The sequence below is a fragment of the Bradyrhizobium sp. Kon69 genome (genome assembly GCF_055807515.1).
This window is the reverse complement of record NZ_JBVVOS010000030.1, coordinates 1-22,095: the sequence shown is the minus strand read 5'-3', so window position 1 is coordinate 22,095 and position 22,095 is coordinate 1. Positions and strand designations below refer to the sequence as shown.

The following is a 22,095-nucleotide window of genomic DNA, read 5'->3' as shown; positions in this document are numbered from 1 at the left end:
ATAGGCGAGGCCAATACCGGAAGAGGACGCGACCTCGGCCTTCTAGAGGGCGATCGGACGGCAAGCGGCCCGGGCCGGCAATGGCTGCGTCCGGCTATTTTCCGCCGCGCGCAGCGATGTGAGGACACATCATACGTTGGGCCAGCGCGCTTTGCATCGCGAAGCAAAATAGCCGGCCTCCGCCATCCTCCGCTGCCGCTTCGGCCCTTTCGGGTTCTGGCCGTTCCGCCTGCCGTTAGAGGATCGCCACGAAGGCCGCGATGGTCGCGGCCGATCCGGCAAAGGACCTATTCCCATGACCGACCATGACGACATCGAACCGCCGCACGCCTCTTCTCCAACCGACCACGTCCTCACCGAATTACAGCTCTTCGGCTATCGTCCCTTCGACGACCAGCCCGATCCAAGACCGCTTCCCGACGGCAAGATGATCGTCGGCGCCGTAGTGGATATCTTTGACGCCTTTGTTGCGACCCTGAACGACACGCGGCTTGAGCCAGACCTTGACGATCTGCTCTGGTCGACCGTGAACCTGTTCCACCGTGCCGTCGATCGCATCGAACGCCAGCTCGACGACAACGAACAGGCGCAGCACAAGAGTCAACGCGAGCAGAACGGCTCCGAAGTACGATCGGTCGAACTCGAGCGCCTGACGGCCGAAGGCATCACGCTGATCGAGCGCCGCAATTGCCTGGAACTGTTCCGCGATCACGCCATCGAGCGATTTGAGGTCCACACCGGTTCAGCTTGGCGTCCTCGGTCGGGATCATTGGTCAATCACCGCACGCTCACCGCGGCAATGATCGACTCCCGCGACTTCATCGCCGCCAAGCGCCGCGCCGAGACTGAGGTCATGTTGCCACCAGGACCGAAAATCGCACTCACCGGTGGGCTCGACTTCAACGACCACCACCTCATCTGGGATCGCCTCGACAAGGTTCATGCCAAGCACCCCAGCATGGTCCTCCTCCATGGCGGCTCCCCAAAAGGCGCTGAACTCATCGCCTCCAAATGGGCGACCAATCGCAAGGTGCCTCAGATCGCCTTCAAGCCCGACTGGACGAAGCATGTCAAGGCAGCGCCGTTCAAGCGCAACGACACGATGCTCGAGCTTCTGCCGATCGGCGTCATGCATTTCCCGGGCACGGGAATCCAGGACAACCTCGCCGACAAGGCGAAGCGGCTCGGCATCCCCGTCTGGAGGTTCGGCGGCGCGTGAGCGCCGTCGGACTTGACATCGAGACAACCAAGCCGGAGTTGCATGCCGCAACTCCGCCTCGTTTCGATTTTACCTCCGAAACTGCGCCGTGGTGGTGGTGGAAGGCGCGACCGGTACATCTATGCACATGGAGCCACCACCATGCTCGCGCTTGGGCTTGTTCTCAACACACTCGGCATTGGCTTATTCTGCTGGGCGATCTTTGCGCTCGCGGTGTACGCTTTGCCGTTTTTCGTCGCACTCAGCGTCGGAATGCTGGCATTTGATGGCGCAGGCGTCGTCGGCGCGCTGCTTATCGGATTGGCCTCCGGCGCACTGACGCTTGCTGTCGGTCAGGTCGCCGTCACGGTTAGTCGGGTCCGGACCTTGCGCGTCGCGATCGCAACCGCATTCGCGGTCCCTGCAGCAATCGCTGGCTATCATGTGGTGTTTGCCCTCTCGCAGATCGGGGTGCCTTCGCTGGCTTGGCGCGAGGCCTTCGCTTGCGGAGGTGCGGTTTGCATCGGCGGCACGGCGTGGACGCTTGACCGTTTTCGCGGAGACGCGCCCGTCGGAGTCGGCCGGGGTGGTGGAGCATGCGCCTCAACCAGTTCTCACAGCCGCCACGCAAGAGTGATGAGGCATCGTCGCCATCATCGGTCGAAGGTCGCACAGGGCGCCACGTTGAACGAAGGGGTCGTCGAGCTTGAGTGAGAAGTAACAGGGCTTCTCCTCGGAGCGCTTTAAGCAAGCCTACCAATCTATGTCTGGCCCACATGGCTGCGGTGGAGCGGCACGCCGCGCTCGATCATTCCTTCCGGGACCGATACCGCCCTTTGCAGCAGATTGTTTCTCTTTCTGCGCCGAACCGTACCAACCCCTTGTTCAGCAGAACCGAGATTCGCCAAATCTTCTCCGAAGATTGCGGTTCAGCACGCGGACGCACGTGGCCTCTTTGATGGCTTGATCTGGCCGAAGACCGGCTGCGCCTCGATCGTTTGAGCCGCAACGCCGTTGACGCGACTTTCTTCCCCTGGGCTTCGCCCATTCCTCGCGAGACAAGAAAGTCGCCACAACGACGTCCTCCGCTGCGCTCCGGCCCGCGAGCGGGTGCGTCGCCGATCGTCTTCGGCCTCTAGATCGCCATCGAGGCCGCGGTGGTCGCGGGCTCGAAACACAACAGGAGAAGTGACATGGCTAACATCGGTTCTTTCAAGAAAGTCGGCAACGATTTCCAGGGCGAGATCATCACCCTGAGCTTGCAGGCCAAGGGCGTCCGCATCGTCGCTGAGGCCAATCGCTCCAACGAGAACGCGCCCAGCCACCGCATCTACGTGGGTAGGGCGGAGATCGGGGCGGCCTGGTCGAAGCGCTCCGACGAGGGCCGTGATTACCTCTCGCTCAAGCTCGACGATCCGTCCTTCAACGCTCCGATCTACGCGAACCTGTTCGATGACGAAGGCGGCGAGGGCTACACCCTGCTCTGGTCGCGGCCGCGCAAGAACGGGGAGTGAGGCTCGCTCTAACCCCCGCCCGAGTTGATCGGGCGGGGTCCCTTTGGAACCTAAAGCCGCAATCATCAATGGCGCGGTCGATTTTTTATGATTTTCGCATTTTAGAGCGCGCGGTGCCGCTACCGATCTGCGTGGCCATAAAGTCGCTCTTGCAGCAGTGCTATTTCTTCTTGGAACGTGGGCTTCGCTGGCTTGCGGCCGTTAGGCAAAGTCTTGGATGTCGTCGCTCCTCTGGATGGCTGAACATAGACTTCAGATAAAAGAACACCAGCGTCTCGGCCAGCCGGTCGAGAAGATCAATGTCGGCTTCCCAGATTGCCTCTCAAGACCACCCATATATGAGCGGTCAAGCCGGCGTCGTACGCAAGTTGCTCTTGCTGCATCGGACGCCTTGCCGAGCCGGGTGCGGAGCGCGTCTGCCTCACATGTCGACTTCTGTTCCGTGGAACTGGCGCTCGATGCAGACTTTGAACTCCGTGCCAATACCTCTCTTGTTTCCGCTTCGCCTGTTTGGCTTAAGTGGAGGCTGAGGCAGCACGTTCTGTATCGGACCGAACACGTGGCGCGCTAGCGGGACCCTTCGGGAGCAGGCGGATCGCTATCGCGTGAAACCCATCGAAGAAGGCACCCGGATGCAGGATTTGAGCGTGAACACGCGCTCATTGCATTAATCAACACTAGAATATTGTTACGGTCAGCCCAGAGCAATCACATGCAATCGGAGAGAGCATGTTCGGCGACCGTTACCTCGGCGAAGCTCGCAGCGTCGATCCTCTTTGGGAGCTCTTTCCAGTAGTGCAACAGCGCGCAGGTTCTAAGCGAGATGGCAGGGCTTTGTACAAAACTTTCCCATCTGAAGCCCAGACGACGCACTCACGTGCGAAACAAGATTGTTCGTTCGCTACGTACCGTGTTTGTCGAAGCAAAGGCCCCCAAATTTGCCATGCCTCTGCGCGACATGGGCACGAAACTCGGCGGGGAGTGAGCTGGCCAAGTCAGCCCGCCGGCGCGGCGTGAACTGCGAGAGAAGTTCATCTGAGCAGCGATGCCGGCGGGCTGAACGAGTAGAGGATTGGAGATCTTTGTGAATTGGCAGCGGCCGGGTTGATCGCTACAGGCGGGGCACAGGCCAATCTTCCAAAGCGAAAGCAGTTGAGTGCGTGAAGCTATCGGTCCGACAGTACTTGATCGAGAGCCTCGTCTGGTGCTTGTAGCATGATCCTTCGGAAAATCGGTGAAAACTTTGCGCTAACGCGGTCCTGCGGGTCCGGATCATGGTCTACTTTCGCGGCAGCGGTGGGATGAGTATTTTCGACCAGGAAAGCGTACTGAGCGTCCATCACTGGACCGACAATCTCTTCAGCTTCACCACGACGCGGAATCCGTCGTTCCGCTTCCGCAGCGGCGAATTCACCAGGATTGGCTTCAAGATCGACGAGAAGCCGCTGCTGCGTGCCCGCAGCCTCGCCAGCGCCCATTACGAGGACCGGCTGGAATTTTTCTCGATCAAAGTGCCGGATGCTCCCTTAACTTCGCGTCTGCAGCATCTGAAGGAGGGTGACGAGATCATCGTCAGCCGCGAGGCGACGGGGACGCTGGTCATCGATAACCTGGAGGACGGGCGTAATCTCTATCTGATCGGCACCGGCACCGGGCTTGCGCCGTTCCTGAGCGTGATCAAGGATCCCGAAACCTATCTACGATTCGAGAATGTCGTGCTGCTGCATGGCTGCCGCCGCGTCGCCGAGCTCGCCTATGGCGAGATGATCACGGAAAAACTGCCGAGCGACGAGCTGGTCGGCGACTTCGTGCGCTACCAGCTGATCTATTATCCGACCGTGACGCGCGATAGATTTTGTAACCGCGGCCGGATCACCGACCTGATCGAGTCAGGCAAGCTGTTTACCGAAATCGAGCTGCCGGAACTGGAGCCGCAGCATGACCGCGTCATGATCTGTGGCAGCCCCGCCCTGGTGCGCGATGCCCGCGAGCTATTGGCATCGAAGGGCTTTGTCGAAGGCGATCACGGCGCGCCGGCGCAATTCGTGTTTGAAAAGGAGTTCGCTGAACGCAATACTTTGAGCTCTTCTCGGAAAAGGGGTCTACATGAACCATGACGGCAAGTAAGAATCGCCATGAAGCCTCTGCAATAACAGACGAACGGCGCGAGCTGGAGCGCTGCAAGCAAGAGATCCTCCGTCTCTCACAACTGGTTATATTTCTCAAACGGCGGCTTGTGCAGCTTTCTGAAATCGTCTTACGCAACGTCGTAAAGAGTGCCGGGGGCGGAGAAGCGGAACGTTCGTGACACTCTGAGCGACGCCGAAGTAACGCGGTGTTTCCCAGCAGCGTGGCTGCCTGGCTTTGGGCGGCGGGAGCAGCTCGGCCCTTGTGCTCCATGGGGGGCTCTCAAATTTTCAGTCGGAAGCGCGGTTATGGCGCGACAATCAGGATGAGAGCGCGTCTCACCTTGAACGCCGCCGCCACGCGGTGCCATATGAGGGCTAATGTTCAACCGTGACGGTGAAATCTGGCCTCAACTTGCGGCCTATCTCTGCGCTGTGATTGTTGCGGTGTCTGTGTTGTACGGCATTGGGCGACTTCTAACAGGGGACAATCTTGAACTGTTCCCAACCTCGGATGCGCGAGGGGGTACCTTTTATTGGATGAATCGCACGCGTCGTAAGCGAATGAGTTGCGGGAGCGGTCAAACGGAATCCGCTACCGGTCCAGCCGTGAAAATGGCATTGCAATGAAGTCATTTTGTCTTATGCGTTTTTGGCGGGACAAGGCTGGGGCGACCTCAGCTGAGTACGCCTGATCGTGGCCGGGATTTCTGCTACTCTTGTCCTTGGGCTGACTGTTCTTGGCACCAACCGCAATGTTGCTTCCAGTTCCTCACCTTCACCAAACGTTTCGGCGCGCCAGCTCGACAAGTTGGATCTCGTACGTGAACTCAGCAATGATAGGCAAGGCGAATGACCGTCAGCAAATATCAGTTCAGGCACGAGCTGCGGCAGCTGATCGAGAAGCACATGAGCTCCTCAAGCACATTCGAAGACTACGTGCTGATCACAGGGGAGCTGGAAGAGGCGAAGAACAGGCTGGAGCTGGACGCCGAGAAATTCCCGGACGAGGAGGTCGACGCCTGTGAATTATAGCGCCGGCCCGAGCGCTCAATCCTCGGGCGGAGGCTCAATTGGAATGGCAAAGCCCGCCCATAACGGGGCCGACTATGACCATCGTCTTTAAGCCCCTAGTGTCCGGGTCCTCATAGGAGAATTGCCGGGTGAACTGCTCATAGTTTTCCTTGTGGTGCACAATAAGGCTGAGATAGGCGCAGCGTGGTCGAAGCGCTCCGGGAAGGGGCGCGACTAGCTCGCTCAAGCTCGACGCCCTTCGTTCAACGCGCCGATCTACGCGAACTTCGACGGCAAAGGCGGCGAATGTTACACCCTGCTCTGGTCGCGTCCGCGCAAGAACGGAGAGTGAGGCTTATTATCGCCCCGCCCGAACTGCTCGGGCGGGGCTCGCTCTTGGAGAAAAGCCGATTGAGCAAAGCTGCAGCTGGATCGGCTTGGTCGAGTTGATTTTCGCTCGTTTAAGACGCGCACTTACGCGGCGCTTGTCCGCGCGGCTTGACCTCGCCCAATGCTATTGCTTCTTGGAACGTAGACGCGCTGACTTGCGACCTTTAGGCAACGTCTCGGGTGTCGCCGCTCCCTTGGGTGGCTGAACAAAGAATTCAGATAAATGAACACCCAGCGTCTCGGCGAGCCGGTCGAGAAGATCAATTGTCGGATTCTCAGATTGCCGCTCAAGGCCGCTCATATATGAGCGGTCAATCCCGGCATCGTAGGCCAGTTGCTCTTGCGGAATACCGCGATCCACGCGGATCCGGCGCACATTCCAGGCCACGAGCGCACGAGCTTTCATGCGCTCAAACAGCCATTAGGCAGACCATCAAACCACTGGCTATAACCGAACTATTTTGGTAAGTTTCGCTTACGATGCAGATTAGCGAAGTGCGCATAAGCCTACATGACGAAGCCACCGTTAGATCCCGACGTCGCGGATGTCGCGCCGCATGCGCCGGTGCTGACGACCTATGACGAGCAGCATCTGGTAACGTATTGGCGACTTCTTGATGCCGAGACTGACGGCGCCGATTGGAAAGAAGTGGCTCGGATTGTGTTGCACATCGATCCGGATCGCGAACCGGCTCGCGCCCGCAATGCGTTTGATAGTCATCTGGCGCGAGCAAAATGGATGGCAGACCACGGCTACCGCGACTTGCTTCGCGGCGGCGCGCCTAAGTAGCAAAATCTGTCATGAAGAATTCGCGCTCGAGAACAGATTTCCCCGCTGACGTGTGATCGCCTGCAGGCATCACGCAATGCATAATTGGTGACTTCCCCAACAATCCCAAGCTTCATAGACATTGCGCCGCAATCGACTTGCGGCAGGAGATCACAGCAATGTCCGAGTTCGACTGGCGCTCACCGGAGGCGTATCAGCACGCTATCAAGTCGGGCGAGATGGCGGATTTCGCCTGGGAGTCACTGCGGCGCAGCCCTAACTATCGAGCTTCCTATCGTCAAAATCGATCGCAGATGACTTCCGAATTCCGAAGGAGATGGGGCGTCTGCTTTCGCCCATGACCCGCAGGGGTCCTTTTACCAACAGACAATCTTCTGGGCACCTGAGGCGTTGCCGACGGTGGTGCCGGTCGTTCAGCGCACGTCCGGCTCAAAAGCGCTCGGCGCGAGGCTACCGCTTCCCGACCTTTCATCGGGCACCATCAGACAGGCATCTGACGGCTGGCATGCCGTATTGCGCATTCAAGGGGCACAACATCATCTCTGGCTGAAAGAGGCGCCGCAGTTTGGTGCCTCTTATGCGGCCGAACTGCCGCTCGATGCGGACTTTGAGATCCGCGCCCATGCCTCACATCGGCTGTGGCGCGCAATCAACGGCCGCCGGCCGGGACCTCCCCTTCATCAGCTTTCGGCGCAGCGGCGCGAACGACTCGTCTTGGTGCTGCGAGCGCTCGATGGACACATGGATGGCGCTTCCTATCGCGTCATCGCCGAGGTGCTGTTCGGCCGAAAACGCATCCCTGAGCGCGCCTGGAAAACCCACGAATTGCGCAGCCGGACCATCCGCCTGGTGCAGGCTGGCTTGGCTCTGATGCGCGGCGGCTATCGCGCATTGCTACGTCCCTCATCTCGCAAGGAGTAGAGCAGGGGTGCCGAAAATCATCGCTCGATCTTCGGCATCCCCCTAAGCACTCTTACTGCGCCATCGTGACCGTCGATGCGCGGCCCGAGCCGGCCGCGCTCCAGACGACCACGGAGCCTCGCAAATGCCCGATCCGAACGCCGGCCTGCCGCCGCGATACCTGCGCACGCCCGAAGCGGCGCGCTTTCTCGGACTCTCCGGCCGAACCCTGGAAAAGCACCGCACCTATGGGACAGGTCCGACCTACCGCAAGCTCGGCGGTCGCGTTGTGTATGCGCTCGAGGACCTGAAGGCGTGGGTTGACCGCGGCGCCAAAACGTCCACTCGCGATCCCGGCACAGGCACGGTCCTGCCCGCGAAACGGCACACACCCGTTCCGTATGCCGGCAAGGAGCGGCGCTGACCCATGCCGGACAGCAACTCCACTGCAAGCAGGAGGCGGCGATCAGAGCGCGACCAACTCGATCTGTTTCGCGCCCTCCCGGGCGATCTGGCGCCACGCGACGCGCAAGACCTGATGGCGTATCCGTTCTTTTCGCTGGCAAAGTCGAGGCGCATTGTGCCCATCGATTTCCGCGCAGGCACCACCACCATTCGTGTCGAAGCCGTGCCGGAACATGGCATGGCGACGATTTGGGACGCGGACGTTCTGATCTGGGCTGCCTCGCAGATTGTCGAAGCCCGTGATGCCGGCCTGAAAACGTCCCGGCTGATGGCAGCGACGCCTTATGAGATCCTGACCTTCGTCGGCCGCGGCACCAGCGTGCGCGACTACGACCGCCTGAAGGCTGCGCTCGACCGGTTGCAATCGACCACTGTGGTGACATCGATCCGGCAGCCGAGCGAGCGGCGGCGGTATCGGTTCTCCTGGATCAACGAATGGAAAGAGACAGCCGATCCGCACGGACATGCCCGTGGAATCGAGCTGATCCTGCCCGATTGGTTCTACACGGGCGTTCTCGATGAAGCGCTCGTGCTGACGATTGACCGCGCGTATTTCGATCTAACCGGCGGGCTGGAGCGTTGGCTCTATCGGCTGGTGCGCAAGCATGGCGGTCGTCAGGGCGGTGGCTGGAGCTTCGACGTCGTACATCTCCACGCCAAATCCGGCAGCTTATCGCCAATCAAGCACTTTGCTTACGACCTGCGCCAGATCGTCCGTCGGCAGACGCTGCCGGGTTACAAACTTATCATCACGCAGGACCCAAACGGTGCCGAGCGACTGAATTTCGCACCAGTCCCCATCGGTCCGTTGAGCAAGCGACTGCTCAAGCGTGGCCTCGTCCTTCCTGCTGGGGATAAGCTGTGAATTCGCTCGTGCTATCAGGGACCAGAACCCTCGTGCCATCGGGGACCCGATGCTCGTGCTATCGGGGACCGGAATCAGAGCTAAGGTTCTGCGGCGTCAAGACTTCCTGCTCCCGTAACTTTGCTAACATACTGACACTAACTTCTTGTTGTGAATCAGTGCGCTGTGAACAAGTCGATCGTGCGTGCAACGAGAATGCCACATGCGCTTACTCTGTCGCGCGCAAAACCTTCCTGCAATGCGAATCTGTTCTCCAATCTGCGCGTGCAAGCACGATCGCGCGCAAAATCACGCGATCACCAGCATCGGCATCACCGCATCACGCTCATCGCTTTCCTTTGCGGCAGCTCGCTCGTCGAGGAGAACTCGCTAACGTCCCTGGTTGGCCCGACGGCCACCACATGCCGGAATCTGGAGAATGGGCGGTCAGGCTAACCAGCGTCGTGCATGATAACCTCACAGCTCTGCATGAAGCCGCCGGCAAGAATAGCTGCGATCTCACCCACATCCCCGTCCCCTCGGGAGACGCCGCTCCGCCGTGGCGGAAGAAGAAGACGCGCGTGGAAGCGGCCGGGTCGCGGAGGCCCTTAAGCCGTCGCAGCGACCCGGCCGAGCTTGCCGCCGGCGCCGAACCGGAAGGTGGTGCCACTGGTCCAGATCTTGTGCAGCAACACGGCGAGCGCGCGCGCCACTGCGGTCGCAGCGCGCTTCAGACCCTTCTTCCTGGCCAGCCGCAGGCCCCACAGCCGCAGCTTAAAGTTCTTCGGAATGCGCGGGAGGATCGCGATCGCCGCCTCGTACGGCATTGCCCGCGTCAGCTCGTCGCCGCATTTGGAGATGCTGCCGATCCGGTCGGTCTGGCCGGATTGATAGCGCCGCGGCGTCAGCCCGCAATGGGCGCCGACATTGGTCGACTTCTTAAATCGCGCCGGATCATCGACCGTGGCGCGGAACGTCAGCGCCACGCGGTGCAGTTTTGCCAACTGCTGCCGCATGGCGCTGCGGGCGTCCAACAGCGGCGCGACGATCGCTTCCAATTCCTTCTTCCCGGCCAAGAGATCGCGCACCCGCGCATCAAAACGGCCGACCGAGATCTCGCCGACTTTGAAGCCGAACGGGCGCAACAGGCCGCGGATCATGTTCTCCGTGTCCAGCACTTTGCCGAGCATCGCCTTGCGGGCGACCAGCAGCGCCCGCGACGTCTGTGCGCTCTCCGACCTGACATGAACCGCGCGGAACCAGCCAGTGCGCATCATCTGCGCAGTGTCTTTTGCGTCGTTGCGGTCCGTCTTGTTCAGCATCGCGTTCGGCGCCGCCTTGGCGTGCCGGTTCTCGATGCGGATCATCGGGAGGCCCTTTTCGGCAAGCGCCGTGAACAGCCAGGTCCTGAACGAGAACGCTTCCGACAGTTCGATCGTGTCTGGATCGGCGTCCAGGTTCGCCTCTCAGACGACCTTGCCGTCGCCGTCGACCACACAAATGTTCGTCGCCTCCCGCGACACCCCGAACCCTACATAGAAGTTGCGCCCCCGTTGCCGACTGCCGGAACGCACCGCGCGTTCCATTCGCGAATCGTCGCGAGGCATCATCGTCGCAATGCGACCGGCGATGGGGCACCGGTCAGTACCCCGGCTAACCTCGAGTCCTTCGGACTCCTTCTAACGAATTGGAGCACTCGGCTGCGATCCTTGACAGCAGCAGGAGCGCTGCAACGCTTGGACAAGCCGATCATCGATCCTTCATCACAACCGTTCTGCCGAAACCAAGGCTCTGACGTCGATGCGCTGGCGACAGCGCACCCGTTGGCATGTCCAAATTCCTCTCAAAACTATGGAGTGGCCAGGTGAGCGACCTCACAACTGTTGAACTCTTGTGGCTCGAGAAGCGGATCGAGAACCGAATCCGGTTCGGCAAGCCTGTATCGGAGAAGATCATTGACCAGCACCGCCGCATTCTCTCGTTTATGCCCGGCAGCATCTTCGCGTTCGTGCGCTGGACATCCAATGACTTCGGAACCATCCTGTCTCGTATCGACATTCTGCGCGCGATCGCGCCGGGGCAGCGGTATTCGACCGTGCCTTGGGTCAGCCCTGGCGGCGAAAGCCTGCTGCGACTGGCTGGCTGGCCAAAGGTCGAGCGCGTTCTCCAGCTGATCGACGCCGTGGAGTCATTCGGCATCGATCCAGCCGATGCAGCCCCCGAGTATTGGCATCACGTCCACAACCGTCTTTCCGTCAACGAAACGCCACGAGCTTATACGCGTGCGCGCCACCAGGGGTGGCTCCACCGGCGCAGGATGGTGTTCTGATGGGACGGCCAAGGATCATCCTTGCGATATGTGGGGCCACAATGCTCGCGCTTTGGCCGGTCACCGACACCTCACTATCGTACATCTGGAACGCTTCCGAAAGTGTGCCGATCGGCCTCTACCGTTTGCAAGGGACCGCACGATTGCACATCACTGAGCTCGTGGCCGTTCGGGCACCAGAGCCGCTTGCGAGCTTCCTCGACTTCAACGGCTATTTGCCGAGCGGTCTTCCGATGCTCAAGCGTGTGCTGGCGTTGCCCGGGCAAACCGTCTGCAGAACGGGTCTCACAATCGTCGTCGACGGCATCGAAATGGGCCAGGCACGCGAGCGCGACCGCCGTGGCAGTCCGTTGCCGGCGTGGCGGGGCTGCCGGGTCGTCGCTGAGGACCAAGTGTTTCTCATGAACTGGCAATCGGACGAGTCCTTGGACGGCAGATATTTCGGACCGCTCCCGATATCGGCCGTCATCGGGCAAGCGGTACCGGTGTGGACCAGGGAGGACTGACAAATGCCGGCATTGCTCCACTGGGTTGCGGTTTCTCTAGTCGGCCGATCGCGCCGTCATTCCTCCATCCCGGCCGAATTGTCGGCAATCGGCGCGCGTCGCGGCCGTCTCGCGCCGTCTCAGTGCCGGCCGGGAAGAGCTCTGTCCTCGGCGGCTGTCCGCACATTGCTATCTCGAGCCGCTGCTTGCTTTTTTGGAATTCTGCTGACGTTCGGAGCGCCATCGGCCGGCAGAGCGGAGGTTGGATCGCGCGCACAAGCTGCGCGCTCCTCAAACCTGCTTCCAGGCCGTGCATACGCCGCGTTCGTGACCGAAGCCTCGCATCGGTTCGCGGTCCCGGAGCATTGGATCCGTGCTGTCATGCAGGCCGAAAGCGGTGGTAATGCGCATGCCATATCACCTCGCGGAGCGCTCGGGTTGATGCAAATCATGCCCGCGACCTGGGTCGAGCTTAGCGTTCGTTACGATCTCGGTATCGATCCGTTTGATCCTCACGACAACATTATGGCTGCGGCAGCATACCTTCGCGAGATGCTCGATCGTTTCGGATCGGAAGGGTTTCTCGCAGCCTATAATGCTGGACCCAGACGGTACGAGGAGCACCTGGTCACCGGTCGAGCGCTTCCGGATGAAACACAGATCTACATCGCTACACTCGCACCATTGATCGGTATTGAGCAGCGCAACCGCGGTGGTTCGGCTGCCAGACGCTTCGCCGCGTGGCAGCAAGCGCCACTCCGTGTTGAGCGGTCCAAGAGCTTATCGGCTGACAACACCGACTCGGCATCCGGCGTCCGCACAATGAATTCGTCGAAAGCAGCGCCTAGGGCGGGTGCAACTGCACTCGTCCCTTTCGCGACGGGCCCGTTTGTGCGGCGATCAGACGAGGTGAAGTCCCGATGATCGCAATCGCATTTCGTCGCATGATGTCGAAGCTAGTCGCAACGTTGAGAGTGGTTGGCAGAGAGCCGAGAGTGGGCGACCGGGGAGGGCAGGATAAAAGCCGCAAGGTGCGGCCGGTCGGTTGTGGGCGAAACTGCATCGATTTCAATGATCCGGAAAACATTGAGAATGGCCGACACAACTTGCGATTTGCGGCAACTCCCCGTTGTCGCTCGGTTTTCGACACGTTCCGGCGGGCAAGATGACCGGTCACGACGATTTCCGCATCCGCCCAGGCCGCATCCGTTCGACGCGCGCGCCCCGGACGAAGCCGTTCTTGGCGCAGACGCTAAGAGCTGCTCAGAGGGCCGGCGGTCTCTCGCGGGGTAGCCGCAGCCGTGGCAGCAAGTTTGGGCGCGGTCGCGCGGCGAGCCTTGCCGCGACGCGGCTCCTCAACAACCGCGCGCGATCCGCCATGGTCAAGGCGCGGGTCGTGCGCCGGATGCGTTCGCCGGGCGCGATGCGCGCGCATATCGGTTATCTCCAGCGCGACGGCGTCACCCGCGATGGGACCCCGGGCAAGCTCTTTGACGCGGCGGGCGATGACGCCGACGGCCGCGCGTTCGCCGAGCGCTGCGAGGGCGACCGGCATCACTTCCGGTTCATCGTCTCGCCGGACGATGCTGGCGAACTCGCGAACTTGCGGATCTTTACCCGGGAGCTGATGGATCAGGCCTCGCGCGACCTCGGCACCCGCCTCGATTGGGTTGCGGTCGATCATTGGAACACCGAGCACCCGCATGTCCACATCCTGGTGCGCGGCCGCGCGGATGACGGAAATGACCTTGTCATCAGCCGTGACTACATCTCGACAGGCTTGCGCGCCCGGGCCGGCGATCTCGTCACGCGCGAGCTTGGCCCTCGATCGGAGCTCGAGATCCGCCAAGTCCTTGAAGCGGAGGTGACGGCCGAACGCTGGACCAGGCTCGACCGGGCGCTTGCCCGCGAAGCGGGTGCGGCGGACGGGGTGATCGATCTGAGGCCGGACGGGATTGCCGGGGGCGACCCCTTACGGGAGATTCGCATCGGGCGGATGCGGACACTCGAGCGGCTTGGCGTGGCCGCGCCCGCCGGTCCTGCGCAGTGGGTACTGGCCGCAGATGCCCAGCCGCGGCTGCGTGCGCTCGGTGAGCGCGGCGACATCATCAAGCGGCTGCACAATACAATCGCGAAGGATGGCCCGGCGCGCGCGCCCTCGTCCTGGGCACTCGAGGGCGAACGCCATGGCGAACCGGTCATCGGCCGTCTTATGGCGCGCGGGCTCGACGACGAGCTCAGGGGCACGGCCTTTGCCATTGTCGACGGGATCGACGGGCGCGTGCATCACCTGAAACTCCCCGATATCGAGTCGGCTGGCAACGGGCCGATCGGCGCCATTGTGGAGTTCCGGCGCTTTGACGATGCGCGCGGTCGAGCACGGATCGCGCTCGTTGTGCGCTCGGACGTGGCGCTCGAGCAGCAGGTCTCGGCGGAGGGAGCGACCTGGCTCGACCGACAGCTTGTGGCACGCGAGCCTACCGATCTCTCACGCGCTGGCTTTGGCGCCGAGGTGCGGACCGCGCTCGAGCGGCGGATCGACGTCCTGGCAGAGCAGGGACTTGCTCGCCGTAACGGCGAAAAGGTCACACTCGGTCGCAACCTGGTCGAGACCCTTCGCCGCCGTGAGTTGGAAGCCGTCGGACGACGTCTGGCCGAGGAATCAGGGCTTGCGCATTTGGCCGCCGATGCAGGTGAGCAGATTTCGGGGGTCTATCGCCGGCGCCTATCGTTGGCCTCTGGACGTTTCGCCATGATCGACAATGGGCTTGGTTTCCAGCTCGTGCCGTGGACGCCTTCACTTGAGCACCAACTGGGAAAACAAGTAAGCGGCATCGCGGGACCGGCCAATGTCGAGTGGAGCTTTGGACGCAAACGGGGGCTCGCGCTCTGACCCGTCGATTTCTGCTTTGGGGCGCCGGCAGTTGCTGGGCACGACGGGCTATCATTGAGCCGCACATCGTTCCTATTCAAGCCGAACCCTGTTCGCGTCAAGGGAGCAATCTTGAGGGTCCGGCATGACGACCGGATCTCCATTTCTCAACGAGAGCTGGCAGAGTTCATGAGGTTTTGAGACGATCCTACCCGCTCAATGTTGAGGCGGTTGGCTTCATCAAGTCGTAACAGTGGAATGTAGGCCGACTACCTTAGGCCATCCCTTGTACACGCCGACGTCAGCCCACCAGTTAGAATGATCGGATATTGCCATTCGGACCGCAGGATTTAGCCGTCAACTTAGCATGCATTGCACCAATCGAGATTTGAATCCCCCTTAGGATTGGATATCGAGCAGCTGCCACTCTCGGCCATCACCAGCCTGCAGCAAACTCAAAAGGGACATCATCAGGGAGCTGCCACACGTGATGTCGAAAGGCGCATGCTAGTGGCGCGTCTCAGCCTTCCTCTCGGCCTGGACAGCCGGTACCAAATGCACGACTCGATAGCCGTTCTTGTGCAGATATCGCAGCAACGCAGGTATCATTGCAGCAGTGCGGGCTTGGGCATCGTGCAGGAGGATGATGCCCTTTCTCGCGCTCTCTAGCTGCACAATCACATTCATGAGCTCTTGGTCTGGGCTAATGTCTTCCCAATCGCTCGCCCAAAGGTCGGTTCCGAACACGACGATCCCGCGCGACTGCAACGCGTCCAGCATTGCAGGCGATGAGTCGAAATGGGGAAAGCGGAAGAATGGCGTCGAAGGGACGTTGGTCGACAAGCCCTCGAGTGCGAGCTCATCAGCCGCAATGCCGCGATCGATATCGTCCATTGCCTGCTCGAACGGCATCTTGGACATCATCTGGTGCGACCAGCTATGGTGCGCAATGCTGTGGCCCTGTGAGGCGATGCGGCGGACGAGCTCGGGAAATTCTGCCGAGGATCTGCCGACAAGGAAGAAGGTGGCCCGCACGCATTCCTGCCCGAGCGCTTCCAGCACCTTTTGTGTGTTCGGCGGCCTCGGACCGTCATCGAAGGTGAGGACGACCTCGTGATCTGCCAGAGGAAGGGTCTTCGGAAACTCATTCGATCCCACGCGCGGATAGGCCTTCGGATCGACAGCGAGTACGCGCGACGTTCCCAATGCGTCCTGCCGCGGGCAGTCGGTCGCGCTAGCGATGCCATTGCAGGCGAACGCCACGGCCGCAGCGCCGGCAAGCCATGATGCCAATCTGTTCAAACGCCTGTTTGCCATCGCCCCCGGCGCGACTTTGCTTGCTGCGCAAACCCGTGCGCGCCGTACGATATTCGATGTCGCTAGCGGGATTTCTGCGCATCAATGGCATATCGGGCCAAAAAGCGTCGTTAGGCCCCGGCTGATGCGATGAACGCGGCGTTCTTAATGATTGAACTTATTTCTGTGCCCTCTCTCCTGGGAAGCATCCTGGCCCGACCTTGGGCATAGTCGAGGGGTCGCCAAGTCGCTCGTGTCAAGCACAACAACTTCCGAAAGAGAACGCCACCAACGCCGGTTGATCAGATCAAGGACGAATCCGCCATATCGAGCAAACGTTGGGTAACGTCTGACGCCGTAGCCGCGACGGTCACGCAACGATAGGATAATCGCCGGCTCTTCCCAGTCGTTTCGGAGCGCGACATGGATCATAGCATGTTGTGGCTAGTATCACCGGTACGTACCGGACCGTTGGGGATCTTCATTCACGAATGCGACTGTTCGCCTGACCGGCTGATTTCTGCGCCCTGACGCGCGCGAGTACGATGCACGGGCGGCACCGCTTGTGCGCCCCCCATGAATGCCTCCACATCTCCAATCCATGTCGGCAACAAAGATCATATGGCATCAGGTCATCCTGGTTTGTCTCGTCGTACTCGCCTTTCTTTGGGCGGCTACTGAATGGACGGCATGGCGGCTCGCCTTCCAACCGCAGCTTGGACCAGCCTGGTTCAGGATTGGGCATTGGCCGATTTACCAGCCGGCAGCCTTCTTCGCTTGGTGGTTCAAATTCGACGCTTACGCACCGTTGATCTTCCTGGAGGGCGGCGCCATTGCCGCGAGCGGTGGCATCGCAGCAATTGCGCTAGCGATGATGCTCTCCGTCTTGCGGGCGCAAGAGGCGAGGGACGTCACCACCTATGGCTCGGCACGCTGGGCGGATGCGCGCGAGGTCAGGCGGGCGGGTCTCTTGGGATCTGACGGCATCGTGCTCGGCCGGCTTGAGGGCCATTATCTGCGGCATGACGGGCCTGAGCACGTGCTCTGCTTTGCTCCCACGCGCTCTGGCAAGGGCGTTGGCCTCGTCATCCCGACTCTTTTGACCTGGCCGGCTTCGACGATTGTTCATGACATCAAGGGCGAGAACTTCCAGTTGACTTCCGGCTGGCGCGCGCGATTTGGGCCAGTGCTCCTATTCGATCCGACCAATCCGGCCAGCGCCGCCTACAACCCGCTTCTCGAGATCCGCCGTGGTGATTGCGAGGTGCGAGATGCGCAAAATATCGCCGATATCCTTGTCGACCCAGAAGGGGCACTCGAGCGCCGCAACCACTGGGAAAAGACCAGCCACTCTCTCCTTGTCGGCGCAATCCTGCATGTCCTGTACGCCGAAGCTGACAAGACCCTCGCAGGCGTCGCCAATTTCCTGTCCGATCCCTCCCGCCCGATCGACGCTACACTCACAGCAATGCTTGCAACCCCGCATCTTGGAGGTAGCGTTCATCCCGTTGTCGCTTCGGCCGCGCGCGAGCTTCTCAACAAGAGCGAGAACGAGCGCTCCGGTGTGCTCTCAACCGCGATGAGCTTCTTGGGGCTGTATCGCGATCCGGTGGTTGCCAAGATCACCGCGCGAAGCAATTGGCGCATCTGCGACCTTGTCGACGGCGCCGAGCCCGTCTCACTCTATCTCGTGGTGCCTCCATCCGACATCGTCCGCACCAAACCCTTGATGCGGCTCATCCTCAACCAGATCGGGCGGCGGTTGACCGAAAGCCTGGATCCAGACCGGCGCCGGCAAAAACTCCTTCTGATGCTCGATGAGTTTGCAGCGCTCGGCCGGCTCGACTTTTTCGAGAGTCAGCTCGCCTTCATGGCAGGCTACGGCATCCGCAGCTTTCTGATCACCCAGAGCCTCAATCAGCTCGAACGCGCCTATGGGCCGAACCATGCTATCCTCGACAATTGCCACGTCCGGATCGCCTTCTCGACCAATGATGAGCGTACCGCCAAGCGCGTATCCGACGCACTCGGAACTGCGACCGAGTTGCGCGCCATGAAGAACTATGCGGGGCACCGTTTGAGCCCCTGGCTTGGACACCTGATGGTGAGCCGTCAGGAGACCTCGCGGCCGCTGCTGACGCCAGGCGAGGTCATGCAACTCTCGCCTAAAGAGGCAATCGTGATGATTTCCGGGGTGCACCCGGTGCGCGCTACGAAAGCCCGCTACTATGAGGATCCGCAGTTCCAGCGACGTGTGCTGAAGCCAGCCCGCTTCGATCCGCGTACCTTGTCCGCAGGACCGGATGACTGGTCGGCCGGCGCCCCAATTCCGCCATCAGTCGAGCTACTGACCAGACGCAAGCGCAGGAGTGATGAGGCGAACGGTGGTTTGCGTCGCGAGCCGGAATTGCCGGAACATGAGGAGATCGAGGTCAAGGCGCCGCTCGGCGAACACGAGTTCGACACCGACCTCGATGAGGGTGATGCCGATGCCGTCCAGGCACAAGCTCTGAGCCGCTCGATGCAGGGTGTTGCGCGGACCGTCAGCCTCGACGCGGACGATGGGATGGATCTGTGAGCGGGCAGCGTGAAAAAGATCCAGCTCAGCATCTATCTCGATCCGGAAACCTTCAAAACCCTCGAGGCCTTCGCACAACGCCGGGGTCAGCCTAAGTCCCTGGTCGCCGAGGCCGCGATCGGCTCCTTCCTTTGCCCTGATGATTCCGATCGGCGCGAGGCGGCGATCGCCAAGCGTCTGGACCGGATCGCGCGCGTGCTCGAACGCCTGGAGCGCAATGATGGCATCACGCTTGAGACCATCGCGCTCTTCATCCGTTTCTGGCTGACCTCAACGCCGGCGCTCCCCGAACATTCGACTCCCGCCGCACGCGCCAAGGGCGCGGAACGTTACGATCGGTTTGTTGAGGCGCTGGGACGGCGGCTTGCAAGCGGATCCACCGTCCTGAAAGAGGTAAGCATCGACATGCACGCCTCTGAGAAGCACGAGTAATCAGTACGCACCCCCAATGCTCTGGCAGCTTCTGAAAATGGGGGCGCCGCTGAGTCAGACAAGCCGACTGCAGGTCGGCAGCATGCCACGAAGCACGTAAGGGATCGGCGCGTCACTCAAGGTGCCCGGGGCCGCTGCAACAGGCGGTTAGCTGCCCGCGAATGACATAGGCTTACAAATCCAGCTCTTTTTGAGACCGCCTTGTCTTTCTTTGGCTACGCCAGACTACGACGCAGATGTTGGTGCGGTTGAAGTGACGTTCGGATTGGCCCTTGTGTCAAGTCCATCATCGCTGGGGGCGATTCAGCCGTTTCGATTCCGAAATCGACGCCGCGCGTGCCGCCGTGCGCGGGCAGGTCGCGGCCGCAAGTTGGGAGTGAACAAGCAATGCAAGTCGATGGAGAGCTTGGAGGCCAGCCCAGCTCGATTGTGAATCAAGCCGACAGCGATGCGCAGCCGAGCTCGAGCGAAGGAGCGCGAACCAAGAAGGTCACCGTTCAGCTCTCCGAGAGCATGTTTCAGCGGCTTGAAGTTGCGACCGAACGCCCGGGGCTTGGCAAGAGCATGGTCGTCGAGACGGCGCTTGAACGATTCCTGAATCCTGCACCGCCCATTGACGGGCTTTTTCATGAGGCACTGGACCGGATCAGTGGCCAGATGGCCAGGCTCGAGCGCGAGATCGCGATCATCGCCGAGACGGTAGCCCTGCATGCGCGCTATCACCTCACCGTGACGCCGCCCATGCTGCCATCCGGGCAGCGGGAGGCGTGCCTGCTCGGACAGCAGCGTTTCAAGGTATTGGCGGAGCAGGTCGAACGGCGGGTACGGCTCGGTCAGCCATTGATCCAGGAGACGATCGATCGGCTGGGCAGGCGCAGTCGACCTGCCAGTGAAGCTCATGCCGGCGCGTCACAGCGCGCGGCAGAAGAACAGCCGAGTCAGGAAGGTCTGTCCGCGGTCGCGGCGGATGGAAACTCCGAGCCGAGCGCTGCCGCCGAGGAGGGCGGCAGCAATTCGAACTTTCGAAACCTGCCGAACTCCTTTTGTTGAGGCGACCAAGTGGGCCGGAAGAAACGCGCCGAAGCAAATGAGGGCGCAAACATCGCCCGCAAAACGCGTTGAGCCTTGTCCCTTGTGGCGGCTCATCGCCTGCGTGTTTCTTCCCTTCGCGGCCGGGTACTACCTTTCGTACCTGTTCCGGACCATCAATACGCTCATTGCTGGGCGCCTCGCCTCTGATCTCGGGCTTGGCGCTGCGGATGTCGGGCTGCTCACGTCAATCTATTTCCTGGTCGTTATGGCGGCCCAGATTCCGATCGGCATGTTACTTGATCGCTTCGGGCCGCGCCGGGTCCAGAGCGTGCTCTTGGCTGTTGCTGCAGGGGGGGCCGCGCTCTTTGGACTATCGACGGGATTCCTGTCGCTTCTTTTTGCTCGCGCGATGGTCGGACTTGGGAGTGCAGCAGCCCTGATGTCCGGGCTGAAAATCATCGTCCTCTGGTTTCCAAGAGAACGAATGGCCCTCATCAATGGCTATATGATCATGCTGGGCTCATTGGGGGCCGTTACCGCAACGGCTCCTGCCGAGGTGCTGCTGGACTGGATCGGATGGCGGGGTCTATTCGGCGTGCTGGCCGCCTCAAGCGCGCTTGCTGCCATTTTGATCTATCTCGTGGTTCCCGAACGAACCACTGGGCCACAGGCTAGCAGGACGCCCGCCACTCTGAAAACCGTCTACTCGGATGGGCGGTTCTGGAGAATGGCGCCCTTATCGGCGACCTGCATCGGGTCCGCTTGGGCACTGCAATCCTTATGGGCGGCGCCCTGGCTTTCCGATGTGGAGCGGCTGGATCGGACGAGACTGGTCAACGAATTGTTCGTGATGGCGGTCGCTCTGAGTCTCGGCGCTCTGGTCTTGGGCGTCCTTGCCAACTGGGTGCGCCGCCGGGCTAAGAAGAGCGAGACACTGTTTGGCTTGATCGCGGCGATGTTGATTGTGGCGGAGCTTGTGCTGATCCTGCATCCGCCCTGGCCATCACTCCTGCCGTGGTGCGTGCTGTCGATGGCCGGATCAGCCACTGCTCTGACCTACGCCATCATAGCGGATTATTTCCCGGCCGAACTGGTTGCGCGCGCCAATGGCGGTCTGAATGTCCTGCAGTTTGGCTGGGCTTTCGTGGTGCAGTACGGGACGGGATTAATTCTGGCGCAATGGCCTCTTGAGGCGGGGCATTATCCTTCAACGGCCTATCAGACCGCGTTCGGTGTGAACGTTTTGCTGCAGCTGGCAGCGCTGGTCTGGTTCGCCGCCGTCCCGTGGCTCGAGCGCCGTGAACGGAGTGCTGGTGCTTCGGTCACACGTCAACCGGCGGGAGGCTGGAACTCGGTTGATGTCGTTATTCCACCGGCCGAGCTCGCGATCCTGGAGGCGGACGACCATGCGGAGTGGTGAAGCCAAGCTGTCGCCGGGCTGATGTCCCGGGTCATGATTTTCGGCGCGTCAAGAGCGATCGTCCCGAATCTTTCTTCTTCTACGCCAGACTACGATCCGCTTGGTCCCATTTTGCCGAGCGCAGCTTCTGCTTCCTCCTTGTCCCGTGTGAAGCCGCTGATTGCTATCGGCCGCAGCAAGAAGTCGAGTTGCGCGCGCATCTCCGCACACCCTCGATGGAGTGTTTATATGGGTGCAGGCGCTTTGCTGCGTCCGAATGAACTCTCGTGCACAAATCCTGCACGTTGGTCGCGATCCATACGAATTAGCGCAATCCTTTCGTGATAACCCCTCCCCAGATTGAGTGAAAGAGGATCGATGAAGGTCTTGGTGCCGGTAAAGCGGGTGGTCGATTACAACGTCAAGGTCCG

The 22,095-nt window shown here is 60.9% G+C and carries 20 protein-coding genes and 2 pseudogenes; 19 read left to right on the top strand and 3 right to left on the bottom strand.

Annotated elements, in window-relative coordinates; translation table 11 throughout:
- Window positions 1-295 precede the first annotated feature (295 nt).
- The 6 genes and pseudogenes from AC0L3U_RS31485 to AC0L3U_RS31460 all read left to right on the top strand — a co-directional run.
- Window positions 296-1,219, top strand: coding sequence for a DUF2493 domain-containing protein (locus AC0L3U_RS31485; protein ID WP_259219294.1), 924 nt, complete (start codon window positions 296-298; stop codon window positions 1,217-1,219).
- Between the two features lie 141 nt (window positions 1,220-1,360).
- The gene (locus AC0L3U_RS31480) at window positions 1,361-1,912 is read left to right on the top strand and encodes a hypothetical protein (protein ID WP_259219295.1); all 552 of its coding nucleotides are present in this window, start codon (window positions 1,361-1,363) and stop codon (window positions 1,910-1,912) included.
- 479 nt (window positions 1,913-2,391) lie between these two features.
- Window positions 2,392-2,712: a DUF736 domain-containing protein gene (locus tag AC0L3U_RS31475; RefSeq protein ID WP_259219296.1), complete on the top strand. Its 321-nt coding sequence runs from the start codon at window positions 2,392-2,394 to the stop codon at window positions 2,710-2,712.
- A 1,301-nt stretch (window positions 2,713-4,013) separates the two neighbouring features.
- Window positions 4,014-4,829 carry a ferredoxin--NADP reductase gene (locus AC0L3U_RS31470; RefSeq protein ID WP_259219297.1) on the top strand — a complete coding sequence of 272 codons (816 nt, stop codon included), beginning with the start codon at window positions 4,014-4,016 and terminating at the stop codon, window positions 4,827-4,829.
- A gap of 861 nt (window positions 4,830-5,690) precedes the next feature.
- Window positions 5,691-5,873 carry a hypothetical protein gene (locus AC0L3U_RS31465; RefSeq protein WP_259219298.1) on the top strand — a complete coding sequence of 61 codons (183 nt, stop codon included), beginning with the start codon at window positions 5,691-5,693 and terminating at the stop codon, window positions 5,871-5,873.
- A gap of 91 nt (window positions 5,874-5,964) precedes the next feature.
- Window positions 5,965-6,204: pseudogene (locus AC0L3U_RS31460) on the top strand (DUF736 domain-containing protein); the annotation flags it as partial.
- A gap of 162 nt (window positions 6,205-6,366) precedes the next feature.
- On the opposite strand, the gene AC0L3U_RS31455 reads toward AC0L3U_RS31460, so the two are convergent.
- On the bottom strand, window positions 6,367-6,648 hold the full coding sequence (locus tag AC0L3U_RS31455) for a helix-turn-helix domain-containing protein (RefSeq protein WP_259219299.1): 282 nt from the start codon (window positions 6,646-6,648) through the stop codon (window positions 6,367-6,369).
- Window positions 6,649-6,753: 105 nt separating this feature from the next.
- Here AC0L3U_RS31455 and AC0L3U_RS31450 point away from each other — a divergent pair, with 105 nt between their 5' ends.
- The 5 genes from AC0L3U_RS31450 (at window position 6,754) to AC0L3U_RS31430 (ending at window position 9,262) form a co-directional block, all read left to right on the top strand.
- Window positions 6,754-7,032 (top strand): DUF2285 domain-containing protein, encoded by a 279-nt coding sequence (locus AC0L3U_RS31450; RefSeq protein ID WP_259219300.1) that lies wholly within the window; start codon window positions 6,754-6,756, stop codon window positions 7,030-7,032.
- A 158-nt stretch (window positions 7,033-7,190) separates the two neighbouring features.
- The gene (locus tag AC0L3U_RS31445; RefSeq protein WP_456652740.1) at window positions 7,191-7,373 is read left to right on the top strand and encodes a transcriptional regulator domain-containing protein; all 183 of its coding nucleotides are present in this window, start codon (window positions 7,191-7,193) and stop codon (window positions 7,371-7,373) included.
- A 58-nt stretch (window positions 7,374-7,431) separates the two neighbouring features.
- Complete coding sequence (locus AC0L3U_RS31440; protein WP_259219301.1) at window positions 7,432-7,953, top strand: DUF2285 domain-containing protein; 522 nt, start codon at window positions 7,432-7,434, stop codon at window positions 7,951-7,953.
- Window positions 7,954-8,077: 124 nt separating this feature from the next.
- A complete protein-coding gene (locus AC0L3U_RS31435; protein WP_259219302.1) occupies window positions 8,078-8,356 on the top strand; it encodes a helix-turn-helix transcriptional regulator in 279 nt (92 codons plus the stop codon).
- A gap of 3 nt (window positions 8,357-8,359) precedes the next feature.
- Window positions 8,360-9,262, top strand: coding sequence for a replication initiator protein A (locus AC0L3U_RS31430; protein ID WP_259219303.1), 903 nt, complete (start codon window positions 8,360-8,362; stop codon window positions 9,260-9,262).
- A 587-nt stretch (window positions 9,263-9,849) separates the two neighbouring features.
- Here AC0L3U_RS31430 and AC0L3U_RS31425 read toward each other — a convergent pair.
- Window positions 9,850-10,827 (bottom strand): annotated as a pseudogene (locus tag AC0L3U_RS31425) (transposase).
- 278 nt (window positions 10,828-11,105) lie between these two features.
- Here AC0L3U_RS31425 and AC0L3U_RS31420 point away from each other — a divergent pair.
- The 4 genes from AC0L3U_RS31420 to AC0L3U_RS31405 all read left to right on the top strand — a co-directional run bounded on the left by AC0L3U_RS31420 (window position 11,106) and on the right by AC0L3U_RS31405 (window position 14,948).
- Window positions 11,106-11,570 (top strand): DUF2840 domain-containing protein, encoded by a 465-nt coding sequence (locus AC0L3U_RS31420; RefSeq protein ID WP_259219304.1) that lies wholly within the window; start codon window positions 11,106-11,108, stop codon window positions 11,568-11,570.
- Entirely contained in the window at window positions 11,570-12,076 is a 507-nt protein-coding gene (locus tag AC0L3U_RS31415; protein WP_259219305.1) for a S26 family signal peptidase, read from the top strand. Before AC0L3U_RS31420 ends, AC0L3U_RS31415 begins: the two co-directional genes overlap by 1 nt.
- Window positions 12,077-12,436: 360 nt before the next feature.
- Entirely contained in the window at window positions 12,437-12,979 is a 543-nt protein-coding gene (locus AC0L3U_RS31410) for a lytic transglycosylase domain-containing protein (RefSeq protein ID WP_445432987.1), read from the top strand.
- A 241-nt stretch (window positions 12,980-13,220) separates the two neighbouring features.
- A complete protein-coding gene (locus AC0L3U_RS31405; protein ID WP_456652739.1) occupies window positions 13,221-14,948 on the top strand; it encodes a relaxase/mobilization nuclease domain-containing protein in 1,728 nt (575 codons plus the stop codon).
- A gap of 486 nt (window positions 14,949-15,434) precedes the next feature.
- On the opposite strand, the gene AC0L3U_RS31400 is transcribed toward AC0L3U_RS31405, so the two are convergent.
- On the bottom strand, window positions 15,435-16,244 hold the full coding sequence (locus AC0L3U_RS31400) for a polysaccharide deacetylase family protein (protein ID WP_374762386.1): 810 nt from the start codon (window positions 16,242-16,244) through the stop codon (window positions 15,435-15,437).
- A gap of 580 nt (window positions 16,245-16,824) precedes the next feature.
- On the opposite strand from AC0L3U_RS31400, the gene AC0L3U_RS31395 reads away from it, so the two are divergent.
- From AC0L3U_RS31395 to AC0L3U_RS31380, 4 genes are all read left to right on the top strand, one after another.
- The gene (locus tag AC0L3U_RS31395; RefSeq protein WP_259219309.1) at window positions 16,825-18,801 is read left to right on the top strand and encodes a conjugal transfer protein TraG; all 1,977 of its coding nucleotides are present in this window, start codon (window positions 16,825-16,827) and stop codon (window positions 18,799-18,801) included.
- Between the two features lie 9 nt (window positions 18,802-18,810).
- Window positions 18,811-19,233: a CopG family transcriptional regulator gene (locus tag AC0L3U_RS31390; RefSeq protein ID WP_259219310.1), complete on the top strand. Its 423-nt coding sequence runs from the start codon at window positions 18,811-18,813 to the stop codon at window positions 19,231-19,233.
- A gap of 387 nt (window positions 19,234-19,620) precedes the next feature.
- Complete coding sequence (locus AC0L3U_RS31385) at window positions 19,621-20,283, top strand: ribbon-helix-helix domain-containing protein (protein WP_259219311.1); 663 nt, start codon at window positions 19,621-19,623, stop codon at window positions 20,281-20,283.
- Window positions 20,284-20,365: 82 nt separating this feature from the next.
- Window positions 20,366-21,685 carry an MFS transporter gene (locus AC0L3U_RS31380; protein ID WP_259219312.1) on the top strand — a complete coding sequence of 440 codons (1,320 nt, stop codon included), beginning with the start codon at window positions 20,366-20,368 and terminating at the stop codon, window positions 21,683-21,685.
- The last annotated feature ends 410 nt before the right edge of the window (window positions 21,686-22,095 follow it).

Coding starts and splice junctions, on each gene's coding strand:
- AC0L3U_RS31480 (WP_259219295.1), top strand. CDS start 1,361: ATGCTCGCGCTTGGGCTTGTTCTCAACACACTCGGCATTGGCTTATTC.
- AC0L3U_RS31385 (WP_259219311.1), top strand. CDS start 19,621: ATGCAAGTCGATGGAGAGCTTGGAGGCCAGCCCAGCTCGATTGTGAAT.
- AC0L3U_RS31410 (WP_445432987.1), top strand. CDS start 12,437: ATGCAGGCCGAAAGCGGTGGTAATGCGCATGCCATATCACCTCGCGGA.
- AC0L3U_RS31415 (WP_259219305.1), top strand. CDS start 11,570: ATGGGACGGCCAAGGATCATCCTTGCGATATGTGGGGCCACAATGCTC.
- AC0L3U_RS31470 (WP_259219297.1), top strand. CDS start 4,014: ATGAGTATTTTCGACCAGGAAAGCGTACTGAGCGTCCATCACTGGACC.
- AC0L3U_RS31450 (WP_259219300.1), top strand. CDS start 6,754: ATGACGAAGCCACCGTTAGATCCCGACGTCGCGGATGTCGCGCCGCAT.
- AC0L3U_RS31445 (WP_456652740.1), top strand. CDS start 7,191: ATGTCCGAGTTCGACTGGCGCTCACCGGAGGCGTATCAGCACGCTATC.
- AC0L3U_RS31455 (WP_259219299.1), bottom strand. CDS start 6,648: ATGAAAGCTCGTGCGCTCGTGGCCTGGAATGTGCGCCGGATCCGCGTG.
- AC0L3U_RS31435 (WP_259219302.1), top strand. CDS start 8,078: ATGCCCGATCCGAACGCCGGCCTGCCGCCGCGATACCTGCGCACGCCC.
- AC0L3U_RS31405 (WP_456652739.1), top strand. CDS start 13,221: ATGACCGGTCACGACGATTTCCGCATCCGCCCAGGCCGCATCCGTTCG.
- AC0L3U_RS31465 (WP_259219298.1), top strand. CDS start 5,691: ATGACCGTCAGCAAATATCAGTTCAGGCACGAGCTGCGGCAGCTGATC.
- AC0L3U_RS31395 (WP_259219309.1), top strand. CDS start 16,825: ATGTCGGCAACAAAGATCATATGGCATCAGGTCATCCTGGTTTGTCTC.
- AC0L3U_RS31400 (WP_374762386.1), bottom strand. CDS start 16,244: ATGGCAAACAGGCGTTTGAACAGATTGGCATCATGGCTTGCCGGCGCT.
- AC0L3U_RS31430 (WP_259219303.1), top strand. CDS start 8,360: ATGCCGGACAGCAACTCCACTGCAAGCAGGAGGCGGCGATCAGAGCGC.
- AC0L3U_RS31485 (WP_259219294.1), top strand. CDS start 296: ATGACCGACCATGACGACATCGAACCGCCGCACGCCTCTTCTCCAACC.
- AC0L3U_RS31475 (WP_259219296.1), top strand. CDS start 2,392: ATGGCTAACATCGGTTCTTTCAAGAAAGTCGGCAACGATTTCCAGGGC.